We start from the raw sequence: 26218 nt of genomic DNA, 5'->3' as shown, positions 1-26218 counted from the left end.
GCGGGCCCGTCATTCCAGGGGCACGCGGCTCCGTCGGGACTACCACTGACCGCCCAGGTAGTCGCGCATACTGGACGCGTTATGGAAACCATCATCCTTGCTGTAGTTATCGCCGTGGTCGTGCTCGGCGCGCTCGGCGGGCTCATCGTCGGCAGCCGGCGGAGGAAGCCGCCGCCCCCGCCGCCGCCCTCGGCGCCCGACATCACCGCCCCTCCGGCCGAGCCACACGTCGGCGAGGAGGCCGAGACGCCGCGAGAGGAGCCGCGGCGGACGATCGAGGAGGTGGATCTGCCCGACGGCTCGGCTCCCGTCGCCGTCGAGGAGCCGCCCGTCGAGGAGCTTCCGGCACCCCCGATCGAGGTGCCCGAGCCCACCGCCGGCCGTCTGGTGCGGCTGCGCACCCGCCTCTCCCGCTCGCAGAACGCCCTGGGCAAGGGCCTGCTCATCCTGTTGTCCCGCGAGAATCTCGACGAGGACACGTGGGAGGAGATCGAGGACACCCTGCTGACCGCCGACGTCGGTGTGCAGCCCACCCAGGAGCTGGTCGACCGGCTGCGCGAGCGCGTGCGCGTGCTCGGCACCCGCACCCCCGAGCAGCTGCGCGGGCTGCTGCGCGAGGAGCTGCTCACGCTGATCGGCCCCGACATGGACCGCACGGTGAAGACCGAGCCGGCCACCAGCAAGCCGGGCATCGTGATGGTCGTCGGCGTCAACGGCACCGGCAAGACCACGACGACCGGCAAGCTCGCCCGTGTCCTGGTCGCCGACGGCCGCAGCGTCGTGCTGGGCGCCGCCGACACCTTCCGCGCGGCCGCCGCCGACCAGCTGCAGACCTGGGGCGAGCGGGTCGGCGCCTACACCGTGCGCGGCCCGGAGGCCGGCGACCCCGCCTCCGTCGCCTTCGACGCGGTGAAGGACGGCAAGGAGATGGGCGCCGACGTGGTGCTCATCGACACCGCCGGCCGCCTGCACACCAAGACCGGCCTCATGGACGAGCTCGGCAAGGTCAAGCGCGTCGTGGAGAAGCACGCGCCGCTGGACGAGGTGCTGCTCGTGCTCGACGCGACCACCGGCCAGAACGGCCTGGTCCAGGCCCGCGTCTTCGCCGAGGTCGTCGACATCACGGGCATCGTGCTCACCAAGCTGGACGGTACGGCCAAGGGCGGCATCGTGGTCGCCGTCCAGCGCGAGCTGGGTGTGCCGGTCAAGCTGGTCGGCCTCGGCGAGGGCCCGGACGACCTGGCCCCCTTCGAACCGGAGGCCTTCGTCGACGCCCTCATCGGAGACTGACTCCTCACCCTCCACAGCGCCCGCCCCGAAACCACCGGGGCGGGCGCTTCCGTCTGCGGGACCGGAACGCCGAGCGTCTGCGGGACCGGCACGCCGAGCCGGGCCCGGCACGCCGAGCCGCGGGCCGCAGGACGAGTCCCTGCCCCGGCCGCCGGGAAGCCACGACACCCGGACGCTTCGTCGCTCCGGCGGCCCGTCGGGCCGAGCTCCCCGCTACCGCTCCCGGAACGGCCCCGGCCGGACGCCGGCACCTTCGGCCTCAGTCCGCCCCGCGCCTGTACACGGCGCGGGCTGGCCCGACGGGTTCACCGTCCTCGGCGATCGGCAGCTATCGGACTCAGCCGACCTTGGCGGCCTCCTCGTGGAAGTCGGCCGTCGCGGCCTCGATGCCCAGCGCGGGACACCGGCGGGCGCGGACACGCGCCGAGTCGCACGGCGCCGCGTAAGCACACGTATGCGCCGCCACCACCCGGACACGTGCACCCGCACAGGACACTGGTCCCGCCGTGGGGCGTCGCCCGTACGGGCCAGATCCGTCCGGCACACGAGCCGAGGGCCCTGCCAAACGTACGGGCCGCGGGCACCTGCCCCGGCCGCCTGGCCGCTCGGGCCACGGGCTCGCCGCGTCCGGACGGATCCCGCGTCGTCCGCCCGGCCAGGCGCCGCGCGAGGGATGCGGCCCGCGAGGCATTTTCGGCCTGCTGCCGAGGGCGGGCCCGCTTGTCGGCGAGCGCCGTGCACGCACTACCCCCGCGCACCCCTTGACGGAAAGCCCATAGCCCTCGTGTTCCGCGGGGCTGAGCCCGCGGCGGTCGCGCTCGGCGGGACTGAATCCATGGGCGACCCGGTCGGCGGGGTCGAGCCCCGGCCCCGTTCGGCGGGCTGACCCCGTGGGCGACCCTGCTCTACAGGACGCCCCGCACCCACTCACCGACAGGTGTCCCCGGTGCCGCCGTTCGGGTTCCGTCCTCCGGCTACGCCCGCGACCGGTGGGCCACGTAGGCCAGGGTGCCCAGGAGGAGGCGGGGCTGGGGTGGCTTGGCCGTGTCCAGGGCGGGCGGGCGGAGCCAGCGGACCGGGCCGCGGCCGCCGCGGTCGGACGGCGGGGCCGTGAGGAACGTGCCGGGGCCGAGGCCGCGCAGGTCGAGGGCGGCGGGATCGTCCCAGCCCAGGCGGTAGAGCAGGGCGGGCAGCTCGGCGGCGGCGCCGCGGGCGACGAAGAACTGGGCCCGGCCGTCCGGGGTGGCGGTCACCGGGCCGAGGGGAAGGCCCATGCGCTCCAGCCGGGCCAGGGCGCGGCGCCCGGCCGGCTCCGCGACCTCGATGACGTCGAAGACGCGGCCGACGGCCAGCATCACCGCGGCCCCCGGCAGCTCCCGCCACGCCCTGGTCACCTCGTCGAGCGTGGCCCCGGCCGGGATCTCGGGCGCGAACTCCAGGGGGTGGGCGCCCGGAGCCGGGCAGTTCGTGCGGCCGCAGGAGCACGCGCCGCCGACGGCCCGCGCGCCCCGCACCACGTCCCAGCCCCACAGCCCGGTGTACTCGGCCACCGCCGTGCACTCCGACGAGCGGTACGACCGGCCGCGCCGCCGCGTGCCGGAGCGGATCTCGCGAATGCCGCCGATCGTGAAGCCCATGCCCCCTCCAACGGGTCCACCGCCCCGATGGTTACGAAGCGGATGCCGACCGTCACTCTCTGTTTCAGCCTCTCCCCGGCCCGGCCGGGTCCGTGCGGTGTGCGGAAGCGCCGCGGGTGGTGCGTCCGGCGATGCGCGCCCTCGCGTGCACCGCTCCACTCGCCCGTGACTGTCCTATGTCAAGTGAATCGCGCAGAGGCAACCGAGGGTTCATTCGAAGGGGTGGCGAATGGTGGCGTTTCAGGGATCCATGTGGCTGAGCGGGTGATCGTAGGATTACTGTGAGTGTGCGAGGCCTGGGGGCACATGCACTCGTGGGTATGCCGGAGGCAAGTCGGCAGTCGGTTCGAAGGGTGAGAATCGGCGGACGAACGGCCTTGTTGACCGGCATTCTGATAGGGCTTGGCGCACCAAAGCGACAAGTGGTCTCAGGGATGGGGGCGTTCCAGTGAGCGGCAACGGCGAAAGCGGGACGAGCGCTGCGAGCGCGGACAAGCGCCCGAACGAGCTGCTCGCCTCGTGGTTCGTGCGCAGCGGCTGGTCCAAGGGCGAGCTCGCCCGCCAGGTCAACCGCCGTGCCCGCCAACTGGGCGCCAACCACATCTCCACCGACACCTCGCGCGTCCGGCGGTGGCTGGACGGCGAGAACCCGCGCGAGCCGATCCCCAGGATCCTCTCGGAGCTGTTCTCCGAGCGTTTCGGCTGCGTCGTCGCCGTGGAGGACCTCGGTCTGCGCACCTCCCGCCCGACCCCCTCCGCCACCGGTGTCGACCTGCCCTGGACGGGCCCGCAGACCGTGGCCCTGCTCAGCGAGTTCTCGCGCAGCGACCTGATGCTGGCGCGGCGCGGCTTCCTCGGAACGTCGCTGGCGCTGTCCGCGGGCCCGTCCCTCATCGAACCGCTCCAGCGCTGGCTCGTGCCCGCGCCCCCGGCCCCGCTGGAGGAGCCCGAGCCGCAGGCCGCCTCCCGCCGCCCCGGCCGGCTCTCCCGGCCCGAGCTGGAGCTGCTGGAGACCACCACCGTGATGTTCCGGCAGTGGGACGCACAGTGCGGCGGCGGCCTGCGCCGCAAGGCGGTCGTCGGCCAGTTGCACGAGGTGACGGACCTCCTCCAGGAGCCCCAGCCCGAGCCCACCGGCCGCCGACTGTTCAAGGTCGCCGCGGAACTCGCCGAACTGGCCGGCTGGATGAGCTACGACGTGGGACTCCAGCCCACCGCGCAGAAGTACTTCGTCCTCGCCCTGCACGCCGCCAAGGAGGCGGGCGACAAACCGCTCGGCTCCTACGTCCTGTCCAGCATGAGCCGCCAGATGATCCACCTCGGCCGCCCCGAGGACGCCCTGGAGCTCATCCACCTCGCGCAGTACGGCAGCCGCGACTGCGCGAGCCCGCGCACCCAGTCCATGCTGTACGCGCTGGAGGCCCGCGCCTACGCCAATACGGGCCAGCCCGGCAAGTGCAAGCGCGCCGTGCGCATGGCCGAGGACGCCTTCGCCGACGCCGAGGACTGGGACGAGCCCGACCCCGACTGGATCCGCTTCTTCTCCGAGGCCGAGCTGTACGGCGAGAACTCCCACTCCTTCCGCGACCTCGCCTACGTCGCCGGCCGCAGCCCCACGTACGCCTCACTGGCGGAGCCGCTGATGCAGAAGGCCGTGGAGCGGTTCGCCGAGGACCGCGAACACCAGCGGTCGTACGCCCTGAACCTCATCGGCATGGCCACGGTCCACCTGCTCCAGCGCGAGCCCGAGCAGAGCACCGAGTACGCGAGGCAGGCCATGAGGGTGGCCAAGAAGGTCCGCTCCGAGCGCGTGAACACCCGTATCCGCAAGACCGTCGACAACGCCGTACGCGGCTACGGGGACCTCGCGGAGGTCATCGACCTGACCGAACAGCTCGCCGCCGAACTGCCCGAGACCGTCGAGGCCGTCTGACAGCGCCTCCCCGACCCCGGCCGCGGCCGGCCCTCCCGAACTGCCCGACTCGGCTCCCCCATGCCTGGTCATCGGAAGGCCGCCCGCGGCCGGCCTGTTTTTCCGCTCGCGCTTCACGGCACGTCACCATGCGCTTCACCGGCACGTAACACAGCAGACCTCTTCGTCACCCCGGCGAAACAACGCGAGGCGTCCATCGAAACCGCGCCGGGCCAGTCTCGTGGCACGGTCGGCCGGCCACCCCTCGCCGACCGGACCGCGCAAGGCTTCGCCCGGCCGCCCGCACGGGGCCGCACCGACCGACGAGGAGACGCCGATGGCATCAGCCGCCATCCTGCTGGCGGCGGACGCGCCCAAACTGTCGTCCGCCAACACCGGCTTCATGCTCATCTGTTCCGCCCTGGTGATGCTGATGACCCCCGGTCTGGCCTTCTTCTACGGAGGCATGGTCCGGGTCAAGAGCACGCTGAACATGCTGATGATGAGCTTCATCAGCCTCGGCGTCGTCACCGTCCTGTGGGTGCTCTACGGCTTCTCGATGGCCTTCGGCGCCGACCGGGGCTCCCTCATCGGCTGGACCTCCGACTTCGTCGGCTTCAGCGGTATCGGCAAGACCGAACTGTGGCCCGGATCCACCATCCCGGTCTTCGTCTTCGCCGTCTTCCAGCTGATGTTCGCGATCATCACCCCCGCCCTGATCAGCGGCGCTCTGGCCGACCGGGTCAAGTTCAGCGCCTGGACGCTGTTCCTGGTGCTGTGGGCCACGGTCGTGTACTTCCCGGTCGCCCACTGGGTCTGGGGCGCCGGCGGCTGGGCCAACAAGCTCGGCGTGATCGACTTCGCGGGCGGCACCGCGGTCCACATCAACGCCGGCGCGGCGGCACTCGGCGTGATCCTCGTCATCGGCAAGCGCATCGGCTTCAAGAAGGACCCGATGCGCCCGCACAGCCTCCCGCTGGTCATGCTCGGCGCGGGCCTGCTGTGGTTCGGCTGGTTCGGCTTCAACGCCGGCTCCTGGCTCGGCAACGACGACGGCGTCGGCCCGCTGATGTTCGTCAACACACAGGTCGCCACCGGCACCGCCATGCTCGCCTGGCTCGCCTACGAGAAGATCCGGCACGGCGCGTTCACCACCCTCGGAGCCGCCTCCGGCGCGGTCGCCGGCCTGGTCGCGATCACCCCGTCCGGCGGCGCCGTCTCCCCGCTCGGCGCGATGGCCGTGGGCGCCGTCGCCGGCGTCCTGTGCGCCATGGCGGTCGGCCTGAAGTACCGGTTCGGCTACGACGACTCCCTCGACGTGGTCGGCGTCCACATGGTCGGCGGCGTCGTCGGCTCCCTGCTGATCGGCTTCTTCGCCAGCGGCAAGGGCCAGTCCGCCGTCAAGGGCCTGTTCTACGGCGGTGGCCTGGAGCAGTTCTGGAAGCAGTGCGCCGGTGTCTTCGCCGTCCTCGCCTACTCCCTGATCGCCTCCGCGGTTCTCGCCTTCCTCCTGGACCGGACCATCGGCATGCGGGTCACCGAGGACGAGGAGATCTCCGGCATCGACCAGGCCGAACACGCCGAGACCGCCTACGACCTCACCGGCGCGGGCGGCGGAGTCGTCACCGCCGTCACGACCCCGGCCCTGGCCGCCGCGCAGATCAAGAAGGCCGCCACGCAGAGCAGGAAGGTGGACGCATGAAGCTCATCACCGCCGTGGTCAAGCCCCACCGGCTCGACGAGATCAAGGAGGCCCTCCAGGCGTACGGCGTCAACGGCCTCACCGTCACCGAGGCGAGCGGCTACGGACGTCAGCGCGGCCACACCGAGGTCTACCGCGGAGCCGAGTACACCGTCGACCTGGTGCCCAAGATCCGCATCGAGGTGCTGGCCGAGGACGACGAAGCCGAGCAGCTGATCGAGGTCGTCGTCAAGGCAGCCCGCACGGGCAAGATCGGTGACGGCAAGGTCTGGTCCGTGCCGGTCGAGACGGCGGTCCGGGTCCGCACCGGCGAGCGCGGCCCGGACGCGCTCTGAAGGCGCGAGACAGGAGCCGCCGGTGACGGGCGCGGACGTGCGAAGCGAAGCGGAGAACGCTGGGCCCGGCGGCTACGCGGCGGCCCGGCTGCGCCTCCTCACCGAGGGGACGTGGTCCGGGCCATCGCGCCGGGCCGCGCTCGCCGGACTGACCGACCGCTGGCTCGCGGAGCTGTTCACCAGGGCGGCCGGGGGACCGCGGGGCGTCGCCCTCGTCGCCGTGGGCGGCTACGGGCGCGGAGAGCTGTCGCCCCGCAGCGACCTGGACCTGCTGCTCCTGCACCACGGCGGCGGCACCGAGGAGATCGCCGCCGTCGCCGACCGCCTCTGGTACCCCGTGTGGGACCTCGGCATCGCCCTCGACCATGCTGTCCGCACCCCGGCCGAGGCCCGCGGGGCGGCGCGCGACGACCTCAAGGTCCAGCTCGGACTGCTGGACGCCCGGCACCTCGCCGGCGACCTCGGACTGACGACCGCACTGCGCACCGCGATCCTCGCCGACTGGCGCAACCAGGCACCGAGACGCCTGCCGGAACTCCGGGAGCTGTGCGCCGAACGCGCCGAACGGCAGGGCGAGTTGAGGTACCTCCTGGAACCCAACCTGAAGGAGGCACGCGGCGGCCTGCGGGACGCCACCGCCCTGCGTGCCGTCGCCGCCTCCTGGCTCGCCGACGCCCCGCGCGAGGGCCTCGCAGACGCCCGCCGCCGGCTGCTCGACGTGCGCGACGTCCTGCACCTGACGACGGGCCGCGCCTCCGACCGGCTCGCGTTGCAGGACCAGGACCAGGTCGCCGCGGAACTGGACCTGCCCGACGCCGACGCGCTCCTGCGCCAGGTGTACGAGGCGGCACGCGTCCTCTCGTACGCCGGCGACGTCACCTGGCGCGAGGTGGGGCGTGTGCTCCGGTCGCGCGCCGTGCGGCCGAGGCTGCGCGCCCTGCTCGGCGGCCCAAAGCCGGTCGCGGAGCGGACCCCGCTCGCCGAAGGCGTGGTGGAGCACGACGGCGAGGTCGGCCTCGCCCGCACCGCGCGCCCCGAACGCGACCCGGTGCTTCCGCTGCGCGCCGCGGCCGCCGCCGCGCAGGCGGGCCTGCCGCTCTCCCCGCACGCCGTACGGCATCTCGCGGCCACCGCGCGCCCCCTGCCCACGCCCTGGCCCGCCGAGGCGCGCGAACAGCTCGTCACCCTGCTCGGCTCCGGCCGCCCCACCGTCGAGGTCTGGGAGGCGCTGGAGGCGGAAGGGCTGATCACCCGGTTCCTGCCCGACTGGGAGCGGGTGCGCTGCCGCCCGCAGCGCAACCCCGTCCACCGCTGGACGGTCGACCGGCACCTGATCGAGACCGCCGTACGTGCCTCCGCCCTCACCCGCCGGGTCGGCCGCCCCGACCTGCTCCTGGTCGCCGCGCTGCTGCACGACATCGGCAAGGGCCTGCCCGGCGACCACTGCGCGGCCGGCGAGACCATCGCCGCGGACGTGGCCGGGCGCATCGGCTTCGCCCCGGCGGACACCCGGGTGCTCGCCGCCCTCGTACGCCACCACCTGCTGCTCGTCCAGACCGCCACCCGGCGCGACCTGGACGACCCGGCCACCGTCCGCGCCGTCGCCGAGGCGGTCGGCACCCAGAGCACCCTCGAACTGCTGCACGCCCTCACAGAGGCGGACGCCCTGGCCACCGGGCCGGCCGCCTGGTCGTCCTGGCGCGGCTCCCTCGTCACCGACCTGGTCGGACGGGTCCGCGCGGTCCTCGCGGGGGAGGCCCCCGGCGAGCCCGAGCCCGCCGCGCCCACCGCCGAGCAGGAACGGCTCGCCATCGAGGCCTTCCGCACCGGCGGGCCGGCCCTGGCCCTGCGGGCGCAGACCGAGCAGCCCACCGAGGAGTACCCGGGGCAGCCCGAGCAGCTCGGGGTGGAGCTGCTGATCGCCGTCCCCGACCAGCCCGGCGTCCTGCCCTCGGTCGCCGGAGTACTGGCGACCCACCGGCTCACCGTCCGCACGGCCGAGCTGCGGCCCCTGGACCTGCCGGACGGCGTCGCCCGCGGCTCCGTACTCCTGCTGGACTGGCGCGTCGCCGCCGAGTACGGCGCCCTGCCCCAGGCCGCCCGGCTGCGCGCCGACCTCGTCCGGGCGCTGGACGGCTCCCTGGACATCGCGAGCCGCCTCGCCGAACGGGACGCCGCCTATCCGCGCCGCCACGGCGTGGCGGCACCCCCGCCCAGGGTCACGGTCGCCCCGGCCGCCTCCCGGCACGCCACCGTGCTCGAGGTCCGCGCCCAGGACGCGCCGGGGCTGCTGTTCCGGATCGGGCGGGCTCTGGAGGACGCGAAGGTACGGGTGCGCAGCGCGCACGTCAGCACGCTGGGAGCGAACGCCGCGGACGCCTTCTACGTCACCGGCCCGACGGGCGACCCGCTGCCCGACGAGGAGGCGGCGTCCGTGGCGCGACGGCTGGAGGAGACGCTGCGGACGTGACCTCGCGGGCGGGCGGGGACGAATTCCTTGCGGGGCCGGATACCCTGGAGGGCGATCCATCCTGTCGCCGATGCCGAGGACCGACGCCGCCGTGTTCGATACTCTCTCCGACCGCCTCTCAGCCACCTTCAAGTCCCTCAGGGGCAAGGGGCGCTTGAGCGAAGCGGACATCGACGCCACGGCGCGCGAGATCCGCATCGCCCTGCTCGAAGCCGACGTCGCCCTGCCCGTCGTGCGTTCGTTCATCAAGAACGTCAAGGAGCGCGCCCTCGGCGCCGAGGTCTCGAAGGCGCTGAACCCGGCCCAGCAGGTCCTCAAGATCGTCAACGACGAGCTGGTCACGATCCTCGGCGGCGAGACCCGCCGCCTGCGCTTCGCCAAGCAGCCGCCCACCGTGATCATGCTGGCCGGTCTGCAGGGTGCCGGTAAGACCACCCTCGCGGGCAAGCTCGCCAAGTGGCTCAAGGAGCAGGGCCACTCCCCGCTGCTGGTCGCCTGTGACCTCCAGCGCCCGAACGCCGTCAACCAGCTCAGCGTCGTCGCCGAGCGCGCCGGCGTCGCCGTGTACGCGCCCGAGCCGGGCAACGGCGTGGGCGACCCGGTCAAGGTCGCCAAGGACTCCATCGAGCACGCGCGGACCCAGGTCCACGACATCGTGATCGTGGACACCGCCGGCCGCCTCGGCATCGACCAGGAGATGATGCAGCAGGCGGCGGACATCAGGGACGTCGTCAGCCCCGACGAGATCCTGTTCGTCGTCGACGCGATGATCGGTCAGGACGCCGTCAACACCGCGGAGGCCTTCCGCGACGGCGTCGGCTTCGACGGCGTGGTGCTCTCCAAGCTCGACGGTGACGCCCGCGGTGGTGCGGCCCTGTCGATCCGGCAGATCACCGGCAAGCCGATCATGTTCGCGTCCAACGGTGAGAAGCTCGACGACTTCGACGCCTTCCACCCGGACCGGATGGCCTCCCGCATCCTCGACATGGGTGACCTGCTCACCCTGATCGAGCAGGCGGAGAAGACGTTCAGCCAGGAAGAGGCCGAGAAGATGGCCTCCAAGCTGGCGTCCAAGAAGGGCCAGGACTTCACCCTGGACGACTTCCTGGCCCAGATGGAGCAGGTCAGGAAGATGGGCAGCATCAGCAAGCTGCTCGGGATGCTGCCCGGCATGGGCCAGATCAAGGACCAGATCAACAACATCGACGAGCGGGACGTTGACCGCACGGCCGCGATCATCAAGTCGATGACCCCGGGCGAGCGCCAGGACCCGACCGTCATCAACGGCTCGCGCCGCGCCCGTATCGCCAAGGGTTCCGGCGTCGAGGTCGGCGCGGTGAAGAACCTGGTCGAGCGGTTCTTCGAGGCGCGCAAGATGATGTCCCGCATGGCCCAGGGCGGCGGTATGCCCGGCATGCCGGGGATCCCGGGCATGGGCGGCGGTCCCGGCCGGACCAAGAAGCAGCCGAAGAAGACCAAGGGCAAGCAGCGCTCCGGCAACCCGATGAAGCGCAAGCAGCAGGAGCAGGAGGAGGCGGCCCGCCGTGCCGCCGCCCAGGCCGGCGGCGCCCTGGGGCTGCCGCAGCAGGGCGGCCAGGACTTCGAGCTTCCGGACGAGTTCAAGAAGTTCATGGGCTGAGGCCCACCCCGAGCGCCGTACGGCACACGCGTGTCACCCGTACGGCGTCTGGACGACGCTGAGGGCGCCCTTCCGCGGAGGGGCGCCCTCAGCGCGTGCCGGGGTACGCCATGTGCCGTAACGTCCAGATATGAGCAATGCCGCGTCGCCGCGCAATGGCTCTGACCAGCCGTGGCGCACCGAGGGCACGCCGGACGAGCCGCCCAGGCGGGCCGGCGGCGGACGGATGCGCGGCAGGTGGTGGGGCCTGCTCGTCACCGCGGTGATCGTCTTCCTGGTGGCCTACGGCGGGCTGAGCTACTACAACCAGGGCAACGAGCCGACGATCTCGTACACCGAGTTCAGCAGGCAGCTCGACGCGGGCAACGTCGGCACGATCTACTCCAAGGGCGACGCGATCCAGGGCCGGCTCAAGAGCGCCCAGGCCAACCCCGAGGGCGGCGGGAAGTACACCAAGTTCAAGACGCAGCGCCCGGCCTTCGCGGACGACAGGCTCTGGCATAGCCTGAGCAGCCACCATGTCACGGTGACCGCGCAGCCGGTCGTGCAGGAGCGCGGCCTGCTGTCGAATCTGCTGCTCTCGCTGGCGCCGATCGCGGTGCTGGCGGCGCTGTGGATCTTCTTCGCGCGGCGAATCGGCTCGGGTCTGGGCGGTCCGGGCGGTCTGCTGGGGCGCAAGACGCCGCCCAGGCCGGTCGAACTCCAGCCGGGCACCCAGCGCACCACCTTCGCGGACGTGGCGGGCATCGACGAGGTCAAGGGCGAGCTGGACGACGTCGTCGACTTCCTGGAGCATCCGGACGCCTATCGCCACATGGGCGCGAAGATGCCCCGCGGGGTGCTGCTCACGGGGCCGCCGGGCACGGGCAAGACGTTGCTCGCGCGGGCCGTGGCCGGTGAGGCGGATGTGCCGTTCTTCTCGGCGTCGGCGTCCGAGTTCATCGAGATGATCGTGGGGGTGGGTGCCTCCCGGGTGCGCGAGCTGTTCGCGGAGGCCCGCAAGGTGGCGCCGTCGATCGTCTTCATCGACGAGATAGACACCATCGGCCGGGCCCGGGGCGGCGGTGCCTCGGTGGGCGGGCACGACGAGCGCGAGCAGACGCTGAACCAGATCCTGACGGAGATGGACGGCTTCTCCGGTTCGGAGGGCGTCATCGTGCTCGCCGCCACGAACCGCGCCGACGTGCTCGACCCCGCGCTGACCCGTCCCGGCCGTTTCGACCGGGTGGTGAGCGTCTCGCCGCCGGACCGGGGCGGCCGCGAGGCGATCCTGCGGATCCACACCCGCCAGATCCCGCTCTCCCCGGACGTGGACCTCGCCCGGGTGGCCCGTACGACTCCGGGCATGACCGGGGCGGAGCTGGCCAACCTCGCCAACGAGGCCGCCCTGCTCGCGGTCAAGCGGCGGCAGGACCAGGTGACGCCGGCCGACTTCTCGGAGGCGCTGGAGAAGGTCCAGCTCGGCGCCGAACGTGCGCTGGTGATGCCCGAGGAGGAGCGCAGGCGCACGGCGTACCACGAGAGCGGGCACGCCCTGCTGGGCATGCTCCAGCCCGGCGCGGACCCCGTTCGCAAGATCACCATCGTGCCGCGCGGGAGGGCGCTCGGGGTGACGCTGTCGACGCCGGAGTCCGACAAGTACGCGTACACCGAGGAGTACCTGCGGGGCCGCATCATCGGCGCGCTGGGCGGCATGGCGGCGGAGCACGTCGTCTACGGGGTCGTCACGACCGGCTCCGAGCACGACCTCGAGCAGGTCACCGGCATCGCGCGCGGGATGGTGGCCCGCTGGGGCATGAGCGAGCACCTCGGCCGCCTCTCCGCCCTGCCGGACGACGCCCAGCAGGCCTACGGGCTCGCCGCCGCCCCGCAGACCCTGGACACCATCGACAGCGAGATGCGGCGCATTGTCGACGAGTGCTACGAGGAGGCGTGCCGCAAGCTGCGCGACCACCGGGGGCAGCTGGACGCGCTGGCGCAGGCGCTGCTGGAGAACGAGACGCTGGAGGAGGCCGACGCCTACCGGGTCGCCGGGATCACACGGCTGCGGAAGGAGGCGGAGGCCGGCGGCGTCCCGTGAGGTTCGGGGGTGTGCGGGCGCCGGTGTCCGGGCGTCCGGGTTCGGGGCGTCGTGTTCAGGGGGTCCGTGCGATCAGGTACCGGAAGACGTTGGGCATCCACACGGTGCCGTCCGGCCGTTGGTGTGCGTGCAGGGCCTCGGTGAGTTCCTTGTCGACCTGGTTCCGGTCGGTGGCGGCGACGGCCGCGTCGAACAGCCCGGTGGAGAGCAGTCCGCGTACCGCGCTGTCGAGGTCGGAGTACCCGAAGGGGCAGGCGACGCGGCCGGAGCCGTCCGGCCGCAGACCGGCGCGCTGGGCCACCTCCTCCAGGTCGTCGCGCAGGGCGGGCCGCCAGCTGCCGGGGCTGCGCAGCGGATCGGCGAGCTTGGTCGCCACCCGCAGCACGGACGCGGTCGCGCAGCGCTCCGGCGGCCCCCAGCCGGCCAGGACCACGGGCGTCCCCTTCTCGGCGAGCGGTGTCGCGGCGGCGAGCAGGCCGGCCAACCCCTCCGAGTCGCCCGCGAGGCAGCCGATCGGCTCGAAGGCGGTCACGACGGTGTACGCGGGGCTGCCGGGGACGGCGGCGTCCCGCGGTGATCCGTCGACGATCCGGGCGGTCGCACGCGTGCGTGTGTCCCACGGTTCCGGGAGCAGCCGCCGGCGGGCGAGGGCGAGCCGCTCGGGGCGGGAGGAGTCGACACCGGTGACCGTCGCGCCTCTGGCCGCGGCCAGGAGCAGGGCGAGCCCGGAGCCGCAGCCGAGGGCCAGCAGCCGTGTGCCGGAGCCTACGTCCAGTCGCGCGTAGACGGCCTCGTAGAGCGGGACCAGCATCCGCTCCTGGATCTCGGACCAGTCACGCGCGCGTGCGCGTGGCTCCGTGTCGGGGACTGTTGCCGTGTGCCGTACGTGCTGCCGCACGAGCGCGGGTGTCATGGATAGGCGCCCCAATCCGCCGAGTGCTGTCGCTGTGCCCGGTTCCGTGGCCCCCGTGCCGTGCGCTCCCACTTCCCCCGTATGCCAGGTAACTCCGAGCCCTTCCTCGCGTCCAGGGGTCGCGGGGCCCTGCTTGCGTCCTGTGGCGGTGCGGGCAGAGATTTCACATCCCGGCAACCTGGTTCCGGGATCGACGTGGCCGGAAGTCGGCTTGTCCTCTGGGCCGGTGCCGGACGGGGGAGGCACACCGGGTAACGTCGCGGGCGTCGCGAGCGCCGACCGGGATGAGGGTCCCCGGCCGGGAAGCGGCCGAAACGCCTCTTGCGCGTGGCGCGATCCCGACGCCCCCCGCGTGCGCGAGGGGCGTACGCGCCGGTGCGTACTCCCTTTGCGCACCACCTTGGGTGGAGCTGTGCGGCTTCTCCGCAGATCAGCGCACCCGCCCTCGTCAGGACGCATCAGCGACGACTGACGGGTACGTGCAAATTATTTGGGATGGCCCGGAATAGGAACACAGCGGCCCTCCGGCTCGTTGTCATTACGTGAGCACGACACCACCTGTTCTCGCCGCAGAGCTGGCGCAGGCGTGGGCCGACATTCAGCGGTACCACCCCGAGCTGCCGGACCTTGCCGCGCCTGAGTCCCTGATCGGGGAGTCGTCGTCCGCGTGCGGACACGAACTCTCCTTCGAGCGACTGCTTCACGAGGCAGTCCATGGCGTCGCCGCCGCGCGCGGCGTACGCGACACGTCCCGTGCCGGCCGTTACCACAACCGCAGGTTCCTCGCGATCTCCGAGGAGCTGGGCCTGGACCACCCCGAGGAGCCGCACCCGAGCAGCGGCTTCTCACTGGTCTCGCTCAGCCCCGAGGCGAGGCGGCGCTACCGCCCGACGATCGAGCGCCTCCAGCGTGCGCTGAAGGCGCACTCGGTCGCCACCTCCGCCGACACCGGCCGTTCCTTCCGCGGACCGGCCGCCCGCCACGGCTCGTCCGGCGGCGGGGTCAGGGTCAAGGCGGTCTGCGACTGCGGTCGCAATGTGCGGGTCGTCCCCTCGGTCCTGGCTCAGGCCCCGATCATGTGCGGCGGCTGCGGCAAGCCGTTCAGGATCCCGGAGCCGGTGGGCGCGGCGACCGGCTGACCGGCTCACTGCGTACCGGCATCTCGTGGGTGCCGGGTGAGCAGCAGGACGTGCGCGGGGTGCCGCCGTACGCGGCGGCACCCCCGTCGGCGCGAGCAGGCGCTCGCATCCACGGCACCCGGAGCGCCGGGTGCCGCTCAGTCGTGCCCGGGGGCGGCCGGCCCCCGCACCCTCCGCCCAGACAGGCGCACCGGGTGTGGCACAATGGCTAGCTGTACTCGACAGCCGCACAGGACCCCTCTCTCCTCCGGCTGACGCGTCCATCGGGCACTCGGGTACCGCAACCCCACGCGGCGTCTCCGCCGTGCCCAACCACGTCAAATCCAGGAGAACCCACTCCCGTGGCAGTCAAGATCAAGCTGAAGCGTCTGGGCAAGATCCGTTCGCCTCACTACCGCATCGTCGTCGCCGACTCCCGTACCCGCCGTGACGGCCGGGCCATCGAGGAGATCGGTCTGTACCACCCGGTGCAGAACCCCTCGCGCATCGAGGTCAACGCCGAGCGTGTGGCGTACTGGCTCTCCGTCGGCGCCCAGCCGACCGAGCCCGTGCTCGCCATCCTGAAGAAGACCGGCGACTGGCAGAAGTTCAAGGGCGAGCCCGCCCCTGCGCCGCTGCTCCAGCCGGCCGAGAAGACCGCGCGCCCGTCGTTCGAGGCCCTCGGCGGTGACGACGAGAACAAGGGTGAGGCCATCACCCAGAAGAAGAAGGCTGAGAAGAAGGACGAGGCCGCGGCCGAGTCTTCTTCGGCTGAGTCGACCGAGGCCTGAGCAGCATGCTCGAGGAGGCGCTTGAGCACCTCGTGAAGGGCATCGTCGACAACCCTGACGATGTGCAGGTCGCCTCGCGCGACCTGCGCCGCGGACGGGTGCTCGAGGTCCGGGTGCACCCGGACGACCTCGGCAAGGTGATCGGCCGCAACGGCCGCACCGCACGCGCCCTGCGCACCGTCGTGGGCGCCATCGGCGGCCGCGGTGTCCGTGTCGACCTCGTCGACGTGGACCACGTCCGCTGACGCTTTTCGAAACCGGCTCGGGCCGGGGAGGGCCGCTGGGCCGTCCCCGGCCCGTAGTCGTATGAGCCGCCCGGCGGCTCGCGTACAGAGTTCCGACAGGAGATCTTCCACGTGCAGCTGGTAGTCGCACGGATCGGCCGCGCCCACGGCATCAAGGGCGAGGTCACCGTGGAGGTACGTACCGACGAGCCCGAACTGCGGCTCGCCCCCGGCGCCGTCCTGGCCACCGACCCGGCGTCCGCCGGCCCGCTGATCATCGAGACGGGCCGCGTCCACAGCGGCCGCCTCCTGCTGCGCTTCGAGGGCGTGGGCGACCGCAACGCCGCCGAGGCCCTGCGCAACATCCTCCTGATCGCCGAGATCGACCCGGAGGAGCTTCCCGAGGGCGAGGACGAGTACTACGACCACCAGCTGATGGACCTCGACGTCGTCACCGTGGACGGCAAGGAGGTCGGCCGGATCACCGAGATCTCCCACCTGCCCTCCCAGGATCTCCTGATCGTCGAGCGTGCGGACGGCACCGAGGTGATGATCCCGTTCGTCGGGGAGATCGTCACCGAGGTCGACCTGGAGGAGCAGCGGGCGGTCATCGACCCGCCGCCCGGCCTCATCGACGACCAGGCCGTCCTCGACGAGGCCACCGACGGGCCCGGCGCGTCCTCGGGCACGTCCGCGGAGGAAGAGTCCTGATGCGGCTCGACGTCGTCACGATCTTCCCCGAGTACCTGGAACCCCTGAACGTCTCCCTCGTCGGCAAGGCACGCGCGCGTGGACAGCTGAACGTGCACGTCCACGATCTGCGCGGCTGGACCTACGACCGCCACCACACGGTCGACGACACGCCCTACGGCGGCGGTCCCGGCATGGTCATGAAGACCGAGCCCTGGGGTGACGCCCTGGACACCGTCCTCGCCGACGGCTACGAGACGGGTTCCCACGCGCCCGCGCTCATCGTTCCGACGCCCAGCGGCCGCCCCTTCACCCAGGAACTCGCCGTGGAGCTCTCCGGGCGCCCCTGGCTGATCTTCACTCCGGCCCGCTACGAGGGCATCGACCGCCGGGTGATGGACGAGTACGCCACCCGGATGCCCGTCTACGAGGTCTCCATCGGCGACTACGTCCTCGCCGGCGGCGAGGCGGCCGTGCTGGTCGTCACCGAGGCCGTGGCGCGGCTGCTGCCCGGCGTCCTGGGCAACGCCGAGTCGCACCGCGACGACTCCTTCGCGCCCGGCACGATGGCCAACCTCCTGGAAGGCCCCGTCTACACCAAGCCGCCCGAGTGGCGCGGCCACGGCATCCCCGAGGTGCTGCTCAGCGGCCACCACGGGAAGATCGCCCGCTGGCGGCGCGACGAGGCCCTGCGGCGCACGACGGCCCACCGGCCCGACCTCATCGAGCGCTGCGATCCGAAGGCCTTCGACAAGAAGGACCGCGAGATGCTGTCCATCCTGGGCTGGTCGCCGGACCCCGAGGGTGAGGCGCACGGCCGATTTTGGCGCAGGACCGACGGCGTGGAAGAATAGGGCGTTGCTGTGTGCCGGTCCGGCGTGCGCCCCTGCCACAGGGGGACACGACGCCCGTCCCGACCCGCGCAGCACCGACCCCGTACATCTAGTGCCCGTTGATGACCTGTGGCATCAACGAAGAAAGCAGACGAAATGTCTCACCTGCTCGACTCCGTCGACGCCGCGTCGCTGCGCGAGGACATCCCGGCCTTCCGCCCGGGCGACACCGTCAACGTCCACGTCCGCGTCATCGAGGGCAACCGCTCCCGTGTGCAGCAGTTCAAGGGCGTGGTGATCCGTCGCCAGGGCTCCGGCGTGCGCGAGACCTTCACGGTCCGCAAGGTCTCCTTCTCCGTCGGCGTCGAGCGCACCTTCCCGGTGCACACCCCGATCGTCGAGAAGATCGAGCTCGTCACCAAGGGTGACGTGCGTCGCGCCAAGCTGTACTACCTGCGCGAGCTGCGCGGCAAGGCCGCGAAGATCAAGGAGAAGCGCGAGAACTGAGCGCTTCGCGGAGTTCATGGCGGGGCCGGATAACATTCGGCCCCGATGGACACCGAAGCACAGCAGACGGAGCGCGACCGCTCCTCCCGCCCTTGTGACGGCGAACCCGGTGAGAACCCGGGGGCGCGGGGGCCGGAGGAACGGTCGCGTTTCGCGTTGATGTCGCGGATCACCGAGTGGCTTCCCGGCGGGAGGATCACCCTGGCCGCGCTGGGCGGCCTGATGTTCCTGCTGCTCCTCAACACGTTCGTGATGCAGCCGTTCGAGATTCCGAGCGGATCCATGGAGCCGGGATTGAGGATCGGGGACCGCGTTGCCGTAAACAAGTTGGCGTACCGTTTCGGAGCCGTGCCGCGGCGCGGCGACGTCGTCGTGTTCGACGGCACCGGGTACTTCGGGGACGGCGACTACATCAAACGCGTTGTCGGTGTAGGCGGAGACCATGTGGTCTGCTGTGACGAGGAGGGCAGGATCCAGGTGAACGGCCGGTCGGTCGACGAGTCGACGTTCCTCTACCCCGGTGACAGCCCGTCCGCCGTGTCCTTCGACGTCGTCGTGCCCGAGGGCACCTTGTTCGTCCTGGGCGACCACCGGGGCGACTCCAGCGACTCCCGCGACCATCTGGGCTCGCCGGGCGGCGGCATGATCCCGGTCGGCGACGTGATCGGCCGGGCCGACTGGATCGTCTGGCCCTTCGGCCACCGGACCCACCTGCACCGGCCGGACGCCTACGCGCGTGTGCCCGCCGCCGGCCATGCGGGCGGCGGCCATGGGTAGCCGTGGCAGGCCGCGTGGTGTCTCCGCCAACGCCGCCGACAACCTCCTGCCCACCGGGGCGCGGCGCGCCGCGGGCTCGGCCGGTGGCCGCACCCGCGCGGAGCGGCGCAAGCTGCAACGCAAGGTCAAGCGGCGGCGCAGGCGCTCCGCGGTCCGGGAGATACCGCTCCTCGTCGGCGTCGCCGTGCTCATAGCCCTGGTGCTGAAGACCTTCCTCGTGCAGGCCTTCGTGATCCCGTCGGGCTCCATGGAGCAGACGATCCAGATCGGCGACCGGGTCCTGGTCGACAAGTTCACCCCGTGGTTCGGCGCCAAGCCGCAGCGCGGGGACGTCGTCGTCTTCCACGACCCGGGCGGCTGGCTGGCCGGCGAGCAGACCGCCCACAAGGACGACCCCGTCGGGGTCAAGCAGGTCAAGCAGGGCCTCACCTTCATCGGCCTGCTGCCCTCCGACGACGAGAAGGACCTCATCAAGCGGGTCGTCGGCGTCGGCGGTGACCACGTCAAGTGCTGCGACACGCAGGGCAGGGTGACTGTCAACGGTCTTCCCCTGAACGAGGGGGACTACCTCTATCCGGACAACGCCCCCTCCAACACCCAGTTCGACATCACCGTCCCCCAGGGCCGGCTGTGGGTGATGGGCGACCACCGGGCCAACTCCGCCGACTCGCGCGCCCACCAGGACACCCCGTACGGCGGAACCGTCTCGGAGAACTCTGTGGTGGGGCGGGCCATGGTCATCGGCTGGCCCGTCGGCCACTGGACCATGCTGAAGGAGCCGAAAACCTTTTCTTCGGTGCCCGACGCGGCGGCTGGGTCGACCGCCGCTCCCCGCCTGTCGCATAGGGTTGCCCCAGACGATCCGAATGGATCGGTTCGACTCCCGAGCCCTGCGGAACTCCCGCTCGTTATGGGAGTGGTGGGCCTGCGCCGCGCACGGGGCAGGCGGCGGCACGGAGTGAGGAGTTGGCGTGGGGGATGTGGCGGTTGGCGCACGGTCCGGACACGACGGCGAGGAGCACCGCGGACACCCCGAGGGAGCGGCGGACCCCGCTGCGCGCAGCGCCGTGACCTCCGGGAGTGAGAGCGAGACAGCCGAGGACGGCACGGTGACTGAGCACAACCACAGCGGTGACCAGGGGAGCGGGGGCAGCACCCCCGAGGCGAGGAAGCCCCGCTCCTTCTGGAAGGAGCTGCCCATCCTGATCGCTATCGCGCTGGTGCTGGCGCTGTTGATCAAGACCTTCCTCGTACAGGCGTTCTCGATTCCCTCGGACTCGATGCAGAACACCCTTCAGCGGGGCGACCGCGTCCTGGTCGACAAGCTGACCCCGTGGTTCGGCTCCGAGCCCGAGCGCGGCGAGGTCGTCGTCTTCCACGACCCGGACGACTGGCTGGCGGGCGAGCCGGCGGCCAGTCCGAACGCGCTGCAGACGGTGCTCAGCTGGATCGGCCTGATGCCGTCCGCGGAGGAGAAGGACCTCATCAAGCGTGTCGTCGGCGTGGGCGGCGACACCGTCGAGTGCAGGAACACCGGCCCGCTGATGGTCAATGGCAAGCCGCTGTACGAGCCGTACGTCTACCCGGGCAACACGCCGTGCAGCGTCGACGACCAGGGCGGTCAGTTCACGGTGCACGTGCCCGAGGGCTACATCTGGGTCATGGGCGACCACCGGCAGAACTCCCGGGACTCGCGCTACAACCAGACCGACAAGAACCACGGCATGGTCCCGGTCAAGGACGTCGTCGGCCGCGCCATCGTCAAGGCCTGGCCGATCAACCGCTGGGGCACGCTGCCGGTCCCGGAGACCTTCGACCAGCAGGGCATCAACGATCACTCCTCGGCGGCGGGCGCCCTGACGGTGGCCCCCCAGGGCGTGGCCCTGACCGCGGTCGTGCCGGTGGCGCTGTGGCGGCGCAGGCGGGCCGCGAAGGCCGTGGCCGGTACGGGCACCCCGACTACGGCCACGGGAAGCCGCTGAGCCGCTGGGCCGCCGAGCCGGGGCAGTGCGGCGGCGCGGCCGCTTCCGCCGGTACCGTCCGCCGCTGTGAAGTCCTCGTGGAGCATGCGGCGGTGGCCCGGAAGGAGGGGCTGCCCCGTTCCGGTACCGCCCGGTAGGGTTCGGGTCCATGGGTGGCGAGAGCACGACGCGTACGGCCCCGCGCAGCGGCGGCACAGGCAGGGACCCGGTGGGCGGCAAGGCCGGGCAGCGGCTGTCCGGGCTCGCCGTGGCCCTGGGGCTGGTGCTGTTCCTCGCGGGATTCGCGTGGGCGGCGGTGATCTACCGCCCGTACACCGTGCCCACCAGTTCGATGGTGCCGACGATCGGCATCGGCGACCGGGTGCTGGCCCAGCGGGTCGACGGCGGTCAGGTGCACCGCGGTGACGTGGTCGTCTTCCACGACAAGACCTGGGTGCAGAACTCCGCCGTGATCAAACGCGTGGTCGCCGTCGGCGGCGACACCGTCTCCTGCTGCGAGCAGGGCAGGCTGACCGTCAACGGCAAGCAGGTCGACGAGCCGTACCTGAAGGGCGCCGTCGCCGAGGCCGGCGGCTTCCCGACCGTGAAGGTGCCCCAGGGCCGGCTGTTCCTGCTCGGCGACGAGCGCCAGGGCTCCCTGGACTCCACCGCCCACCTCACGGACGCGGCCGCGGGCACCGTCTCGCGCGACGCCGTGGATGCCCGGGTCGACGCCGTCGTCTGGCCCATGAAGGGCCTGCTGGAGCGTCCCACCGGCTTCGAGGCGCTCGGCGCCCTGTCCGAGCCGGGCCCGCTGCGCACGATCACCATGATGATCGTGGCGGGTGCCGTCCTGGTCCTCGCCGGGGGCGCCTACGGCCCGATCGCGACGTGGCTGGGCGGCTCGCGCGCCCGCCCCCGGACGGAGCCGGCCGGTGCTCGCTGAGGACGCCGGGGACGCCGAGGACGCAGCGGGCACGGACGGTTACCGCGGCGGACTGCGCAAGGTCGCCCGGGTGGTCCTGCTCGACCCCGAGGACCGCATCCTGCTGCTGCACGGCCACGAGCCGGACGACCCGGCCGACGACTGGTGGTTCACCCCGGGCGGCGGCCTGGAGGGCGCCGAGACGCGCGAGGAGGCCGCCCTGCGGGAACTCGCCGAGGAGACCGGCATCACCGAGGTCGAACTCGGCCCGGTGCTGTGGCGCCGCACGTGCTCGTTCCCGTTCGCGGGCCGACGCTGGAACCAGGACGAGTGGTACTACCTGGCCCGTACGGACCGGACCGCGATCGAGGCCACGGCCCTGACCGAGTTGGAGCGGCGCAGCGTCGCCGGAGCGCGCTGGTGGACGTGTCAGGAACTGATCCGGGCACATGAGACGGTGTATCCGACCAGACTCGCCGAGCTTCTGCGCACACTGCTCGACGAAGGTCCCCCGGCCGGGCCCGTGACCCTCGACACCGAAATCGTCTAGGGCCTCATGGGACTGGCGCACAATGGTGGGATCGCACGGCTGAAGGGGAACATGCCATGAGCGCCGAGGACCTCGAGAAGTACGAGACCGAGATGGAGCTCAAGCTCTACCGGGAGTACCGCGATGTCGTCGGTCTGTTCAAATACGTGATCGAGACCGAGCGGCGCTTCTACCTCACCAACGACTACGAGATGCAGGTCCACTCGGTGCAGGGTGAGGTGTTCTTCGAGGTGTCGATGGCCGACGCCTGGGTGTGGGACATGTACCGGCCGGCCCGGTTCGTGAAGCAGGTACGCGTCCTCACGTTCAAGGACGTGAACATTGAGGAGCTGAACAAGACCGATCTGGAGCTGCCGGGCGGGTGAGGGGCGTCAGCGATCCTCTCTCGCTGTCACTCGTGTGAGTGACGGCGTTGTCCACAACCGGTGAGTAACCCACCAAGATCCACTCTGTGAGGCCGGATACGTGACCGTGGGCGCCGGAGGTGGTGCCGACATGAACGCACGAAGCGCGCTCGGCAGGTACGGAGAGGGCCTGGCGGCCCGGCGGCTGACCCAGACCGGCATGACGGTCCTGGAGCGCAACTGGCGCTGCGGCAGGACAGGCGAGATCGACATCGTGGCCCGGGACGGCGACGTCCTGGTCGTCTGCGAGGTGAAGACCCGCCGGGAGGGGCTCTTCGAGCATCCGATGGCCGCGGTCACAGCGGAGAAGGCCGAGCGGCTGCGCGGCCTCGCAGAACGGTGGATCCAGTCTCACGGAGGGGCTCCGCCCGGAGGCGTCCGCATCGACCTGGTCGGCGTCCTGCTGCCCCGGCGCGGCGCCCCCGTGGTCGAGCACGTACGGGGGGCCGCCTGATGGGCTTCGCGCGCACGTGCTCCGTGACCCTCGTCGGTGTCGAGGGCGTGGTCGTCGAGGTGCAGGCCGACCTCGAACCGGGCGTCGCCGCCTTCACCCTGGTGGGCCTGCCCGACAAGAGCCTGACCGAGAGCCGGGACCGAGTGCGGGCCGCTGTGGTCAACTCCGGTGGCGAGTGGCCGCAGAAGAAGCTCACGGTCGGGCTCAGCCCGGCCTCGGTGCCCAAGGCCGGCAGCGGCTTCGACCTGGCCGTGGCCTGCGCGGTGCTCGGCGCCGCCGAACGGATCGATCCCCGGGTGCTCGCCGACATCGTGATGATCGGGGAGCTCGGCCTGGACGGGCGGGTGCGCCCGGTCCGGGGCATCCTGCCGGCGGTGCTGGCCGCCGCCGACGCCGGGTACGAGCAGGTGGTCGTGCCCGAGTGCGCCGCCGCCGAGGCCTCGCTGGTGCCCGGCGTCTCCGTCCTCGGCGTGCGAAGCCTGCGGCAGCTGATCGCGGTGCTGACCGACGAGCCGGTGCCCGAGGAGGAACCGGACGAGCAGGGACGACCGGACCCGCTGCTGGCCGGCCTGCGCCTGCCCGGCACGGGCGCGGCCGCCGGAATGCACAACGTGGGCGCCGCCCCGCAGGACCAGGGGCACGACCTGGCCGACGTCGTCGGCCAGGTCTCGGCCCGTACAGCGGCGGAGGTCGCCGCGGCCGGGGCGCACCACCTGTTCCTCGAAGGGCCGCCGGGCGCGGGCAAGACCATGCTCGCCGAGCGGCTGCCCGCACTGCTGCCCCGCCTCGCCCGGGAGGAGTCCCTGGAGGTCACGGCGATCCACTCGGTGGCCGGACTCCTGCCGCCGGGCAGACCGCTGATCGACCTCGCCCCCTACTGCGCCCCGCACCACTCGGCCACCATGCAGGCCCTCGTCGGCGGCGGCCCGGGCGTCGCCAGGCCCGGGGCGGTGTCGCTCGCCCATCGAGGCGTCCTCTTTCTGGACGAGACCCCCGAGTTCAGCAGCCACGCGCTCGACGCCCTGCGCCAGCCGCTGGAGGCCGGCCATGTGGTGATCGCCCGCAGCGCCGGGGTGGTGCGGTTCCCGGCGAAGTTCCTGATGGTGCTCGCGGCCAACCCGTGCCCCTGCGGCCGGTTCTCACTGCGCGACACCCTGTGCGAGTGCCCGCCCTCGGCGGTCCGCCGCTACCAGGCCAGGCTGTCCGGCCCGCTGCTCGACCGGGTCGACCTGCGGGTGGAGGTGGACCCGGTCACCCGCTCCGAACTCACCCGGCGCGACGCCCGGGGCGAGGCCACGGCGGCGGTGGCCGACCGGGTGCGGGCCGCCAGGGAACGCGCGGCGGCCCGGCTCGCGGGCACACCGTGGCGGACCAACAGCGAGGTGCCCGGCCGCGAGCTGCGTAGCCGCTGGCACGTGGCGGCCGGCGCGATGGACGAGGCCGAGCGCGGCCTGGAGCGGGGCGTTCTCACCGCGCGCGGACTGGACCGCGTCCTGCGGGTCGCCTGGACGGTCGCGGACCTGGCCGGCCACGACCGGCCCGACGCGTCGGACGTCGCCCTGGCGCTGCAACTGCGCACCGGAGTGCCACGGGGCGTGCCCATGACCATCGGGGCGCCGGTGTGAACGCCACCCGGGCCCCCGACCGCGAACTGCTCGCCCGGGTCCTCCTCAGCCGGGTCGTCGAGCCCGGGGACGAGGCCGGCGGGCGCTGGCTGCGGGAGTTCGGGGCGGTTGAGGTGGCCCGGCGGCTGCGCGACGGCGCCCCTCGGCTCGCCGGGGTCTCCGGCAAGCGGTGGTCGGGGCTGTGCGCCCGGGCGGCACGGGCCGAGCCCGAACGCGACCTCGCCGCGGCCCGGGACGCCGGTGTGCGGTTCGTACGCCCCGGGGACACCGAGTGGCCCGCCCAGCTCGACGACCTCGGCGACGCGCGGCCCATGGGACTGTGGGTGCGCGGCCGGCCCAGCCTGCGGATATGGGCGCTGCGCTCGGTCGCGGTCGTCGGCGCCCGCGCCTGCACCCAGTACGGCGCCCACATGGCCGCGGCCCTCGCCTCCGGCCTCGCCGAGCGCGGCTGGGTGGTGGTCTCCGGCGGCGCCTACGGAGTCGACGGCGCCGCCCACCGCGGTGCCCTCGCCGCGGGTGGCGCCACCGTCGCCGTCCTGGCCTGCGGCGTCGACCGGCCCTACCCGCGCGGGCACACCGAGTTGATCACCAGGATCGCGCGGCAGGGTCTGGTGGTCGGCGAACTGCCGCCCGGTGACCACCCCACGCCGAGCCGGTTCATCGTCCGCAACCGAGTGATCGCGGCGCTCACCCGGGGCACCGTTGTGGTCGAGGCCGCCCACCGCAGCGGATCGCTGGTCACCGCGCGGGCGGCGCAGCGGCTGGGACGGCACACCATGGGCGTGCCCGGCCCGGCCACCAGCGCGCTCTCCGCCGGTGTCCACGAGCTCCTGCGCGGTGGGGCGGTGCTGGTCGGCGACGCAGCGGAAGTCGTCGAACTGGTGGGCGACATGGGTGAACTCGCCCCGGACCGGCGCGGTCCCGTACTCCCGCGCGACCTGCTGGAACCGGACGCTCGGCAGGTTCTGGCCGCGTTGCCGGCGCGCGGCGGGGCGACGCCGGAGGAGATCGCCCGCGGCGCCCGGACGACCGCGGACGACGCGATCGCGAAACTGTACGAACTCCGATCACTGGGGTACGTCGAACGACATGGCGAGGGATGGAAGTTGACACGCCAGGCGCTGATCTCGGCCCGGGAGGGCCGCGAGCGGTGCTGACCGAGAGTGTTCGGCCGTCCGGGGGAGACCCGATGTCGTTGCGGATTCCCGCAGTTGGGCGCTGTCGCGGTTACCGAGGGTGACGTGCGTGACCCGGCGGGGCGCATCGCGGAACGAATCTGCGCACGCTTCACGCCCCGCCGTTCGCGCACCGCGACACATCAGTCACGCTACGCTCACGTGGTTCCGACCACAGAAACGACTCGGACCGGCAACTCACGCAG

24 protein-coding genes are annotated in these 26218 nt (G+C 72.3%); 22 read left to right on the top strand and 2 right to left on the bottom strand.

Going from position 1 to position 26218, the window contains the following annotated elements; genetic code table 11:
• Positions 1 to 81 precede the first annotated feature (81 nt).
• On the top strand, positions 82 to 1290 hold the full coding sequence (ftsY, locus tag ACWEK3_RS10475; protein WP_361416393.1) for a signal recognition particle-docking protein FtsY: 1209 nt from the start codon (positions 82 to 84) through the stop codon (positions 1288 to 1290).
• Between the two features lie 974 nt (positions 1291 to 2264).
• Here ftsY and ACWEK3_RS10470 read toward each other — a convergent pair.
• A complete protein-coding gene (locus tag ACWEK3_RS10470; RefSeq protein WP_450545256.1) occupies positions 2265 to 2927 on the bottom strand; it encodes a bifunctional DNA primase/polymerase in 663 nt (220 codons plus the stop codon).
• 448 nt (positions 2928 to 3375) lie between these two features.
• On the opposite strand from ACWEK3_RS10470, the gene nsdA reads away from it, so the two are divergent.
• The 6 genes from nsdA (at position 3376) to ftsH (ending at position 13065) form a co-directional block, all read left to right on the top strand.
• Positions 3376 to 4860, top strand: coding sequence for a transcriptional repressor NsdA (gene nsdA, locus ACWEK3_RS10465; RefSeq protein WP_450545258.1), 1485 nt, complete (start codon positions 3376 to 3378; stop codon positions 4858 to 4860).
• Positions 4861 to 5176: 316 nt separating this feature from the next.
• Entirely contained in the window at positions 5177 to 6541 is a 1365-nt protein-coding gene (locus ACWEK3_RS10460; RefSeq protein ID WP_450545260.1) for an ammonium transporter, read from the top strand.
• Complete coding sequence (locus tag ACWEK3_RS10455) at positions 6538 to 6876, top strand: P-II family nitrogen regulator (protein ID WP_361416405.1); 339 nt, start codon at positions 6538 to 6540, stop codon at positions 6874 to 6876. Before ACWEK3_RS10460 ends, ACWEK3_RS10455 begins: the two co-directional genes overlap by 4 nt.
• A gap of 22 nt (positions 6877 to 6898) precedes the next feature.
• Positions 6899 to 9346 (top strand): [protein-PII] uridylyltransferase, encoded by a 2448-nt coding sequence (locus tag ACWEK3_RS10450; RefSeq protein WP_453249484.1) that lies wholly within the window; start codon positions 6899 to 6901, stop codon positions 9344 to 9346.
• Positions 9347 to 9437: 91 nt separating this feature from the next.
• On the top strand, positions 9438 to 10985 hold the full coding sequence (gene ffh / locus ACWEK3_RS10445) for a signal recognition particle protein (protein ID WP_361416417.1): 1548 nt from the start codon (positions 9438 to 9440) through the stop codon (positions 10983 to 10985).
• 130 nt (positions 10986 to 11115) lie between these two features.
• Complete coding sequence (gene ftsH / locus ACWEK3_RS10440) at positions 11116 to 13065, top strand: ATP-dependent zinc metalloprotease FtsH (RefSeq protein WP_453249483.1); 1950 nt, start codon at positions 11116 to 11118, stop codon at positions 13063 to 13065.
• 55 nt (positions 13066 to 13120) lie between these two features.
• On the opposite strand, the gene ACWEK3_RS10435 is transcribed toward ftsH, so the two are convergent.
• Positions 13121 to 13978: an SAM-dependent methyltransferase gene (locus ACWEK3_RS10435; protein ID WP_450545266.1), complete on the bottom strand. Its 858-nt coding sequence runs from the start codon at positions 13976 to 13978 to the stop codon at positions 13121 to 13123.
• Positions 13979 to 14520: 542 nt separating this feature from the next.
• On the opposite strand from ACWEK3_RS10435, the gene ACWEK3_RS10430 reads away from it, so the two are divergent.
• From ACWEK3_RS10430 to dprA, 15 genes are all read left to right on the top strand, one after another.
• Positions 14521 to 15117: a hypothetical protein gene (locus tag ACWEK3_RS10430; protein ID WP_453249482.1), complete on the top strand. Its 597-nt coding sequence runs from the start codon at positions 14521 to 14523 to the stop codon at positions 15115 to 15117.
• Positions 15118 to 15458: 341 nt separating this feature from the next.
• Complete coding sequence (gene rpsP / locus ACWEK3_RS10425) at positions 15459 to 15887, top strand: 30S ribosomal protein S16 (RefSeq protein ID WP_365419675.1); 429 nt, start codon at positions 15459 to 15461, stop codon at positions 15885 to 15887.
• A gap of 5 nt (positions 15888 to 15892) precedes the next feature.
• Positions 15893 to 16132 carry an RNA-binding protein gene (locus ACWEK3_RS10420; protein WP_005479813.1) on the top strand — a complete coding sequence of 80 codons (240 nt, stop codon included), beginning with the start codon at positions 15893 to 15895 and terminating at the stop codon, positions 16130 to 16132.
• A gap of 111 nt (positions 16133 to 16243) precedes the next feature.
• Entirely contained in the window at positions 16244 to 16822 is a 579-nt protein-coding gene (gene rimM / locus ACWEK3_RS10415; protein ID WP_450545270.1) for a ribosome maturation factor RimM, read from the top strand.
• Positions 16822 to 17655, top strand: coding sequence for a tRNA (guanosine(37)-N1)-methyltransferase TrmD (gene trmD, locus ACWEK3_RS10410; RefSeq protein WP_390723625.1), 834 nt, complete (start codon positions 16822 to 16824; stop codon positions 17653 to 17655). Before rimM ends, trmD begins: the two co-directional genes overlap by 1 nt.
• Before the next feature lie 135 nt (positions 17656 to 17790).
• Positions 17791 to 18141 carry a 50S ribosomal protein L19 gene (gene rplS, locus ACWEK3_RS10405; RefSeq protein WP_361425388.1) on the top strand — a complete coding sequence of 117 codons (351 nt, stop codon included), beginning with the start codon at positions 17791 to 17793 and terminating at the stop codon, positions 18139 to 18141.
• 45 nt (positions 18142 to 18186) lie between these two features.
• Complete coding sequence (gene lepB, locus ACWEK3_RS10400) at positions 18187 to 18918, top strand: signal peptidase I (protein ID WP_453249481.1); 732 nt, start codon at positions 18187 to 18189, stop codon at positions 18916 to 18918.
• Positions 18911 to 20002: a signal peptidase I gene (gene lepB / locus ACWEK3_RS10395; protein WP_450545274.1), complete on the top strand. Its 1092-nt coding sequence runs from the start codon at positions 18911 to 18913 to the stop codon at positions 20000 to 20002. The genes lepB (ACWEK3_RS10400) and lepB (ACWEK3_RS10395) overlap by 8 nt, the downstream gene beginning before the upstream one ends.
• On the top strand, positions 19890 to 20900 hold the full coding sequence (gene lepB, locus ACWEK3_RS10390; protein WP_450545276.1) for a signal peptidase I: 1011 nt from the start codon (positions 19890 to 19892) through the stop codon (positions 20898 to 20900). The genes lepB (ACWEK3_RS10395) and lepB (ACWEK3_RS10390) overlap by 113 nt, the downstream gene beginning before the upstream one ends.
• A 148-nt stretch (positions 20901 to 21048) precedes the next feature.
• Positions 21049 to 21825 carry a signal peptidase I gene (lepB, locus tag ACWEK3_RS10385; protein WP_450545277.1) on the top strand — a complete coding sequence of 259 codons (777 nt, stop codon included), beginning with the start codon at positions 21049 to 21051 and terminating at the stop codon, positions 21823 to 21825.
• Positions 21815 to 22354, top strand: a complete 540-nt coding sequence (locus ACWEK3_RS10380; RefSeq protein ID WP_376652188.1) for an NUDIX hydrolase — start codon at positions 21815 to 21817, stop codon at positions 22352 to 22354. Before lepB (ACWEK3_RS10385) ends, ACWEK3_RS10380 begins: the two co-directional genes overlap by 11 nt.
• A gap of 56 nt (positions 22355 to 22410) precedes the next feature.
• Positions 22411 to 22719, top strand: a complete 309-nt coding sequence (locus tag ACWEK3_RS10375) for a DUF2469 domain-containing protein (RefSeq protein ID WP_008745401.1) — start codon at positions 22411 to 22413, stop codon at positions 22717 to 22719.
• 130 nt (positions 22720 to 22849) lie between these two features.
• On the top strand, positions 22850 to 23212 hold the full coding sequence (locus ACWEK3_RS10370; protein WP_450545280.1) for a YraN family protein: 363 nt from the start codon (positions 22850 to 22852) through the stop codon (positions 23210 to 23212).
• The gene (locus ACWEK3_RS10365; RefSeq protein WP_453249480.1) at positions 23212 to 24837 is read left to right on the top strand and encodes a YifB family Mg chelatase-like AAA ATPase; all 1626 of its coding nucleotides are present in this window, start codon (positions 23212 to 23214) and stop codon (positions 24835 to 24837) included. The genes ACWEK3_RS10370 and ACWEK3_RS10365 overlap by 1 nt, the downstream gene beginning before the upstream one ends.
• Positions 24834 to 25994, top strand: a complete 1161-nt coding sequence (dprA, locus tag ACWEK3_RS10360; protein WP_453249479.1) for a DNA-processing protein DprA — start codon at positions 24834 to 24836, stop codon at positions 25992 to 25994. Before ACWEK3_RS10365 ends, dprA begins: the two co-directional genes overlap by 4 nt.
• Positions 25995 to 26218: the final 224 nt, after the last annotated feature.

Source organism: Streptomyces sp. NPDC004721, assembly GCF_053601495.1.
This window is presented reverse-complemented; position numbering and strand designations above follow the sequence as displayed.

Bases quoted from the DNA above. Each gene is read 5' to 3' on its own strand.
- ACWEK3_RS10470 (WP_450545256.1), bottom strand. From the start codon at position 2,927: ATGGGCTTCACGATCGGCGGCATTCGCGAGATCCGCTCCGGCACGCGG.
- ACWEK3_RS10375 (WP_008745401.1), top strand. From the start codon at position 22,411: ATGAGCGCCGAGGACCTCGAGAAGTACGAGACCGAGATGGAGCTCAAG.
- lepB (WP_450545277.1), top strand. From the start codon at position 21,049: ATGGGTGGCGAGAGCACGACGCGTACGGCCCCGCGCAGCGGCGGCACA.
- ftsH (WP_453249483.1), top strand. From the start codon at position 11,116: ATGAGCAATGCCGCGTCGCCGCGCAATGGCTCTGACCAGCCGTGGCGC.
- lepB (WP_453249481.1), top strand. From the start codon at position 18,187: ATGGACACCGAAGCACAGCAGACGGAGCGCGACCGCTCCTCCCGCCCT.
- ACWEK3_RS10370 (WP_450545280.1), top strand. From the start codon at position 22,850: ATGAACGCACGAAGCGCGCTCGGCAGGTACGGAGAGGGCCTGGCGGCC.
- rplS (WP_361425388.1), top strand. From the start codon at position 17,791: ATGTCTCACCTGCTCGACTCCGTCGACGCCGCGTCGCTGCGCGAGGAC.
- trmD (WP_390723625.1), top strand. From the start codon at position 16,822: ATGCGGCTCGACGTCGTCACGATCTTCCCCGAGTACCTGGAACCCCTG.
- ACWEK3_RS10435 (WP_450545266.1), bottom strand. From the start codon at position 13,978: ATGACACCCGCGCTCGTGCGGCAGCACGTACGGCACACGGCAACAGTC.
- ACWEK3_RS10455 (WP_361416405.1), top strand. From the start codon at position 6,538: ATGAAGCTCATCACCGCCGTGGTCAAGCCCCACCGGCTCGACGAGATC.
- lepB (WP_450545274.1), top strand. From the start codon at position 18,911: ATGGGTAGCCGTGGCAGGCCGCGTGGTGTCTCCGCCAACGCCGCCGAC.
- ftsY (WP_361416393.1), top strand. From the start codon at position 82: ATGGAAACCATCATCCTTGCTGTAGTTATCGCCGTGGTCGTGCTCGGC.
- ACWEK3_RS10460 (WP_450545260.1), top strand. From the start codon at position 5,177: ATGGCATCAGCCGCCATCCTGCTGGCGGCGGACGCGCCCAAACTGTCG.
- ACWEK3_RS10365 (WP_453249480.1), top strand. From the start codon at position 23,212: ATGGGCTTCGCGCGCACGTGCTCCGTGACCCTCGTCGGTGTCGAGGGC.
- ACWEK3_RS10420 (WP_005479813.1), top strand. From the start codon at position 15,893: ATGCTCGAGGAGGCGCTTGAGCACCTCGTGAAGGGCATCGTCGACAAC.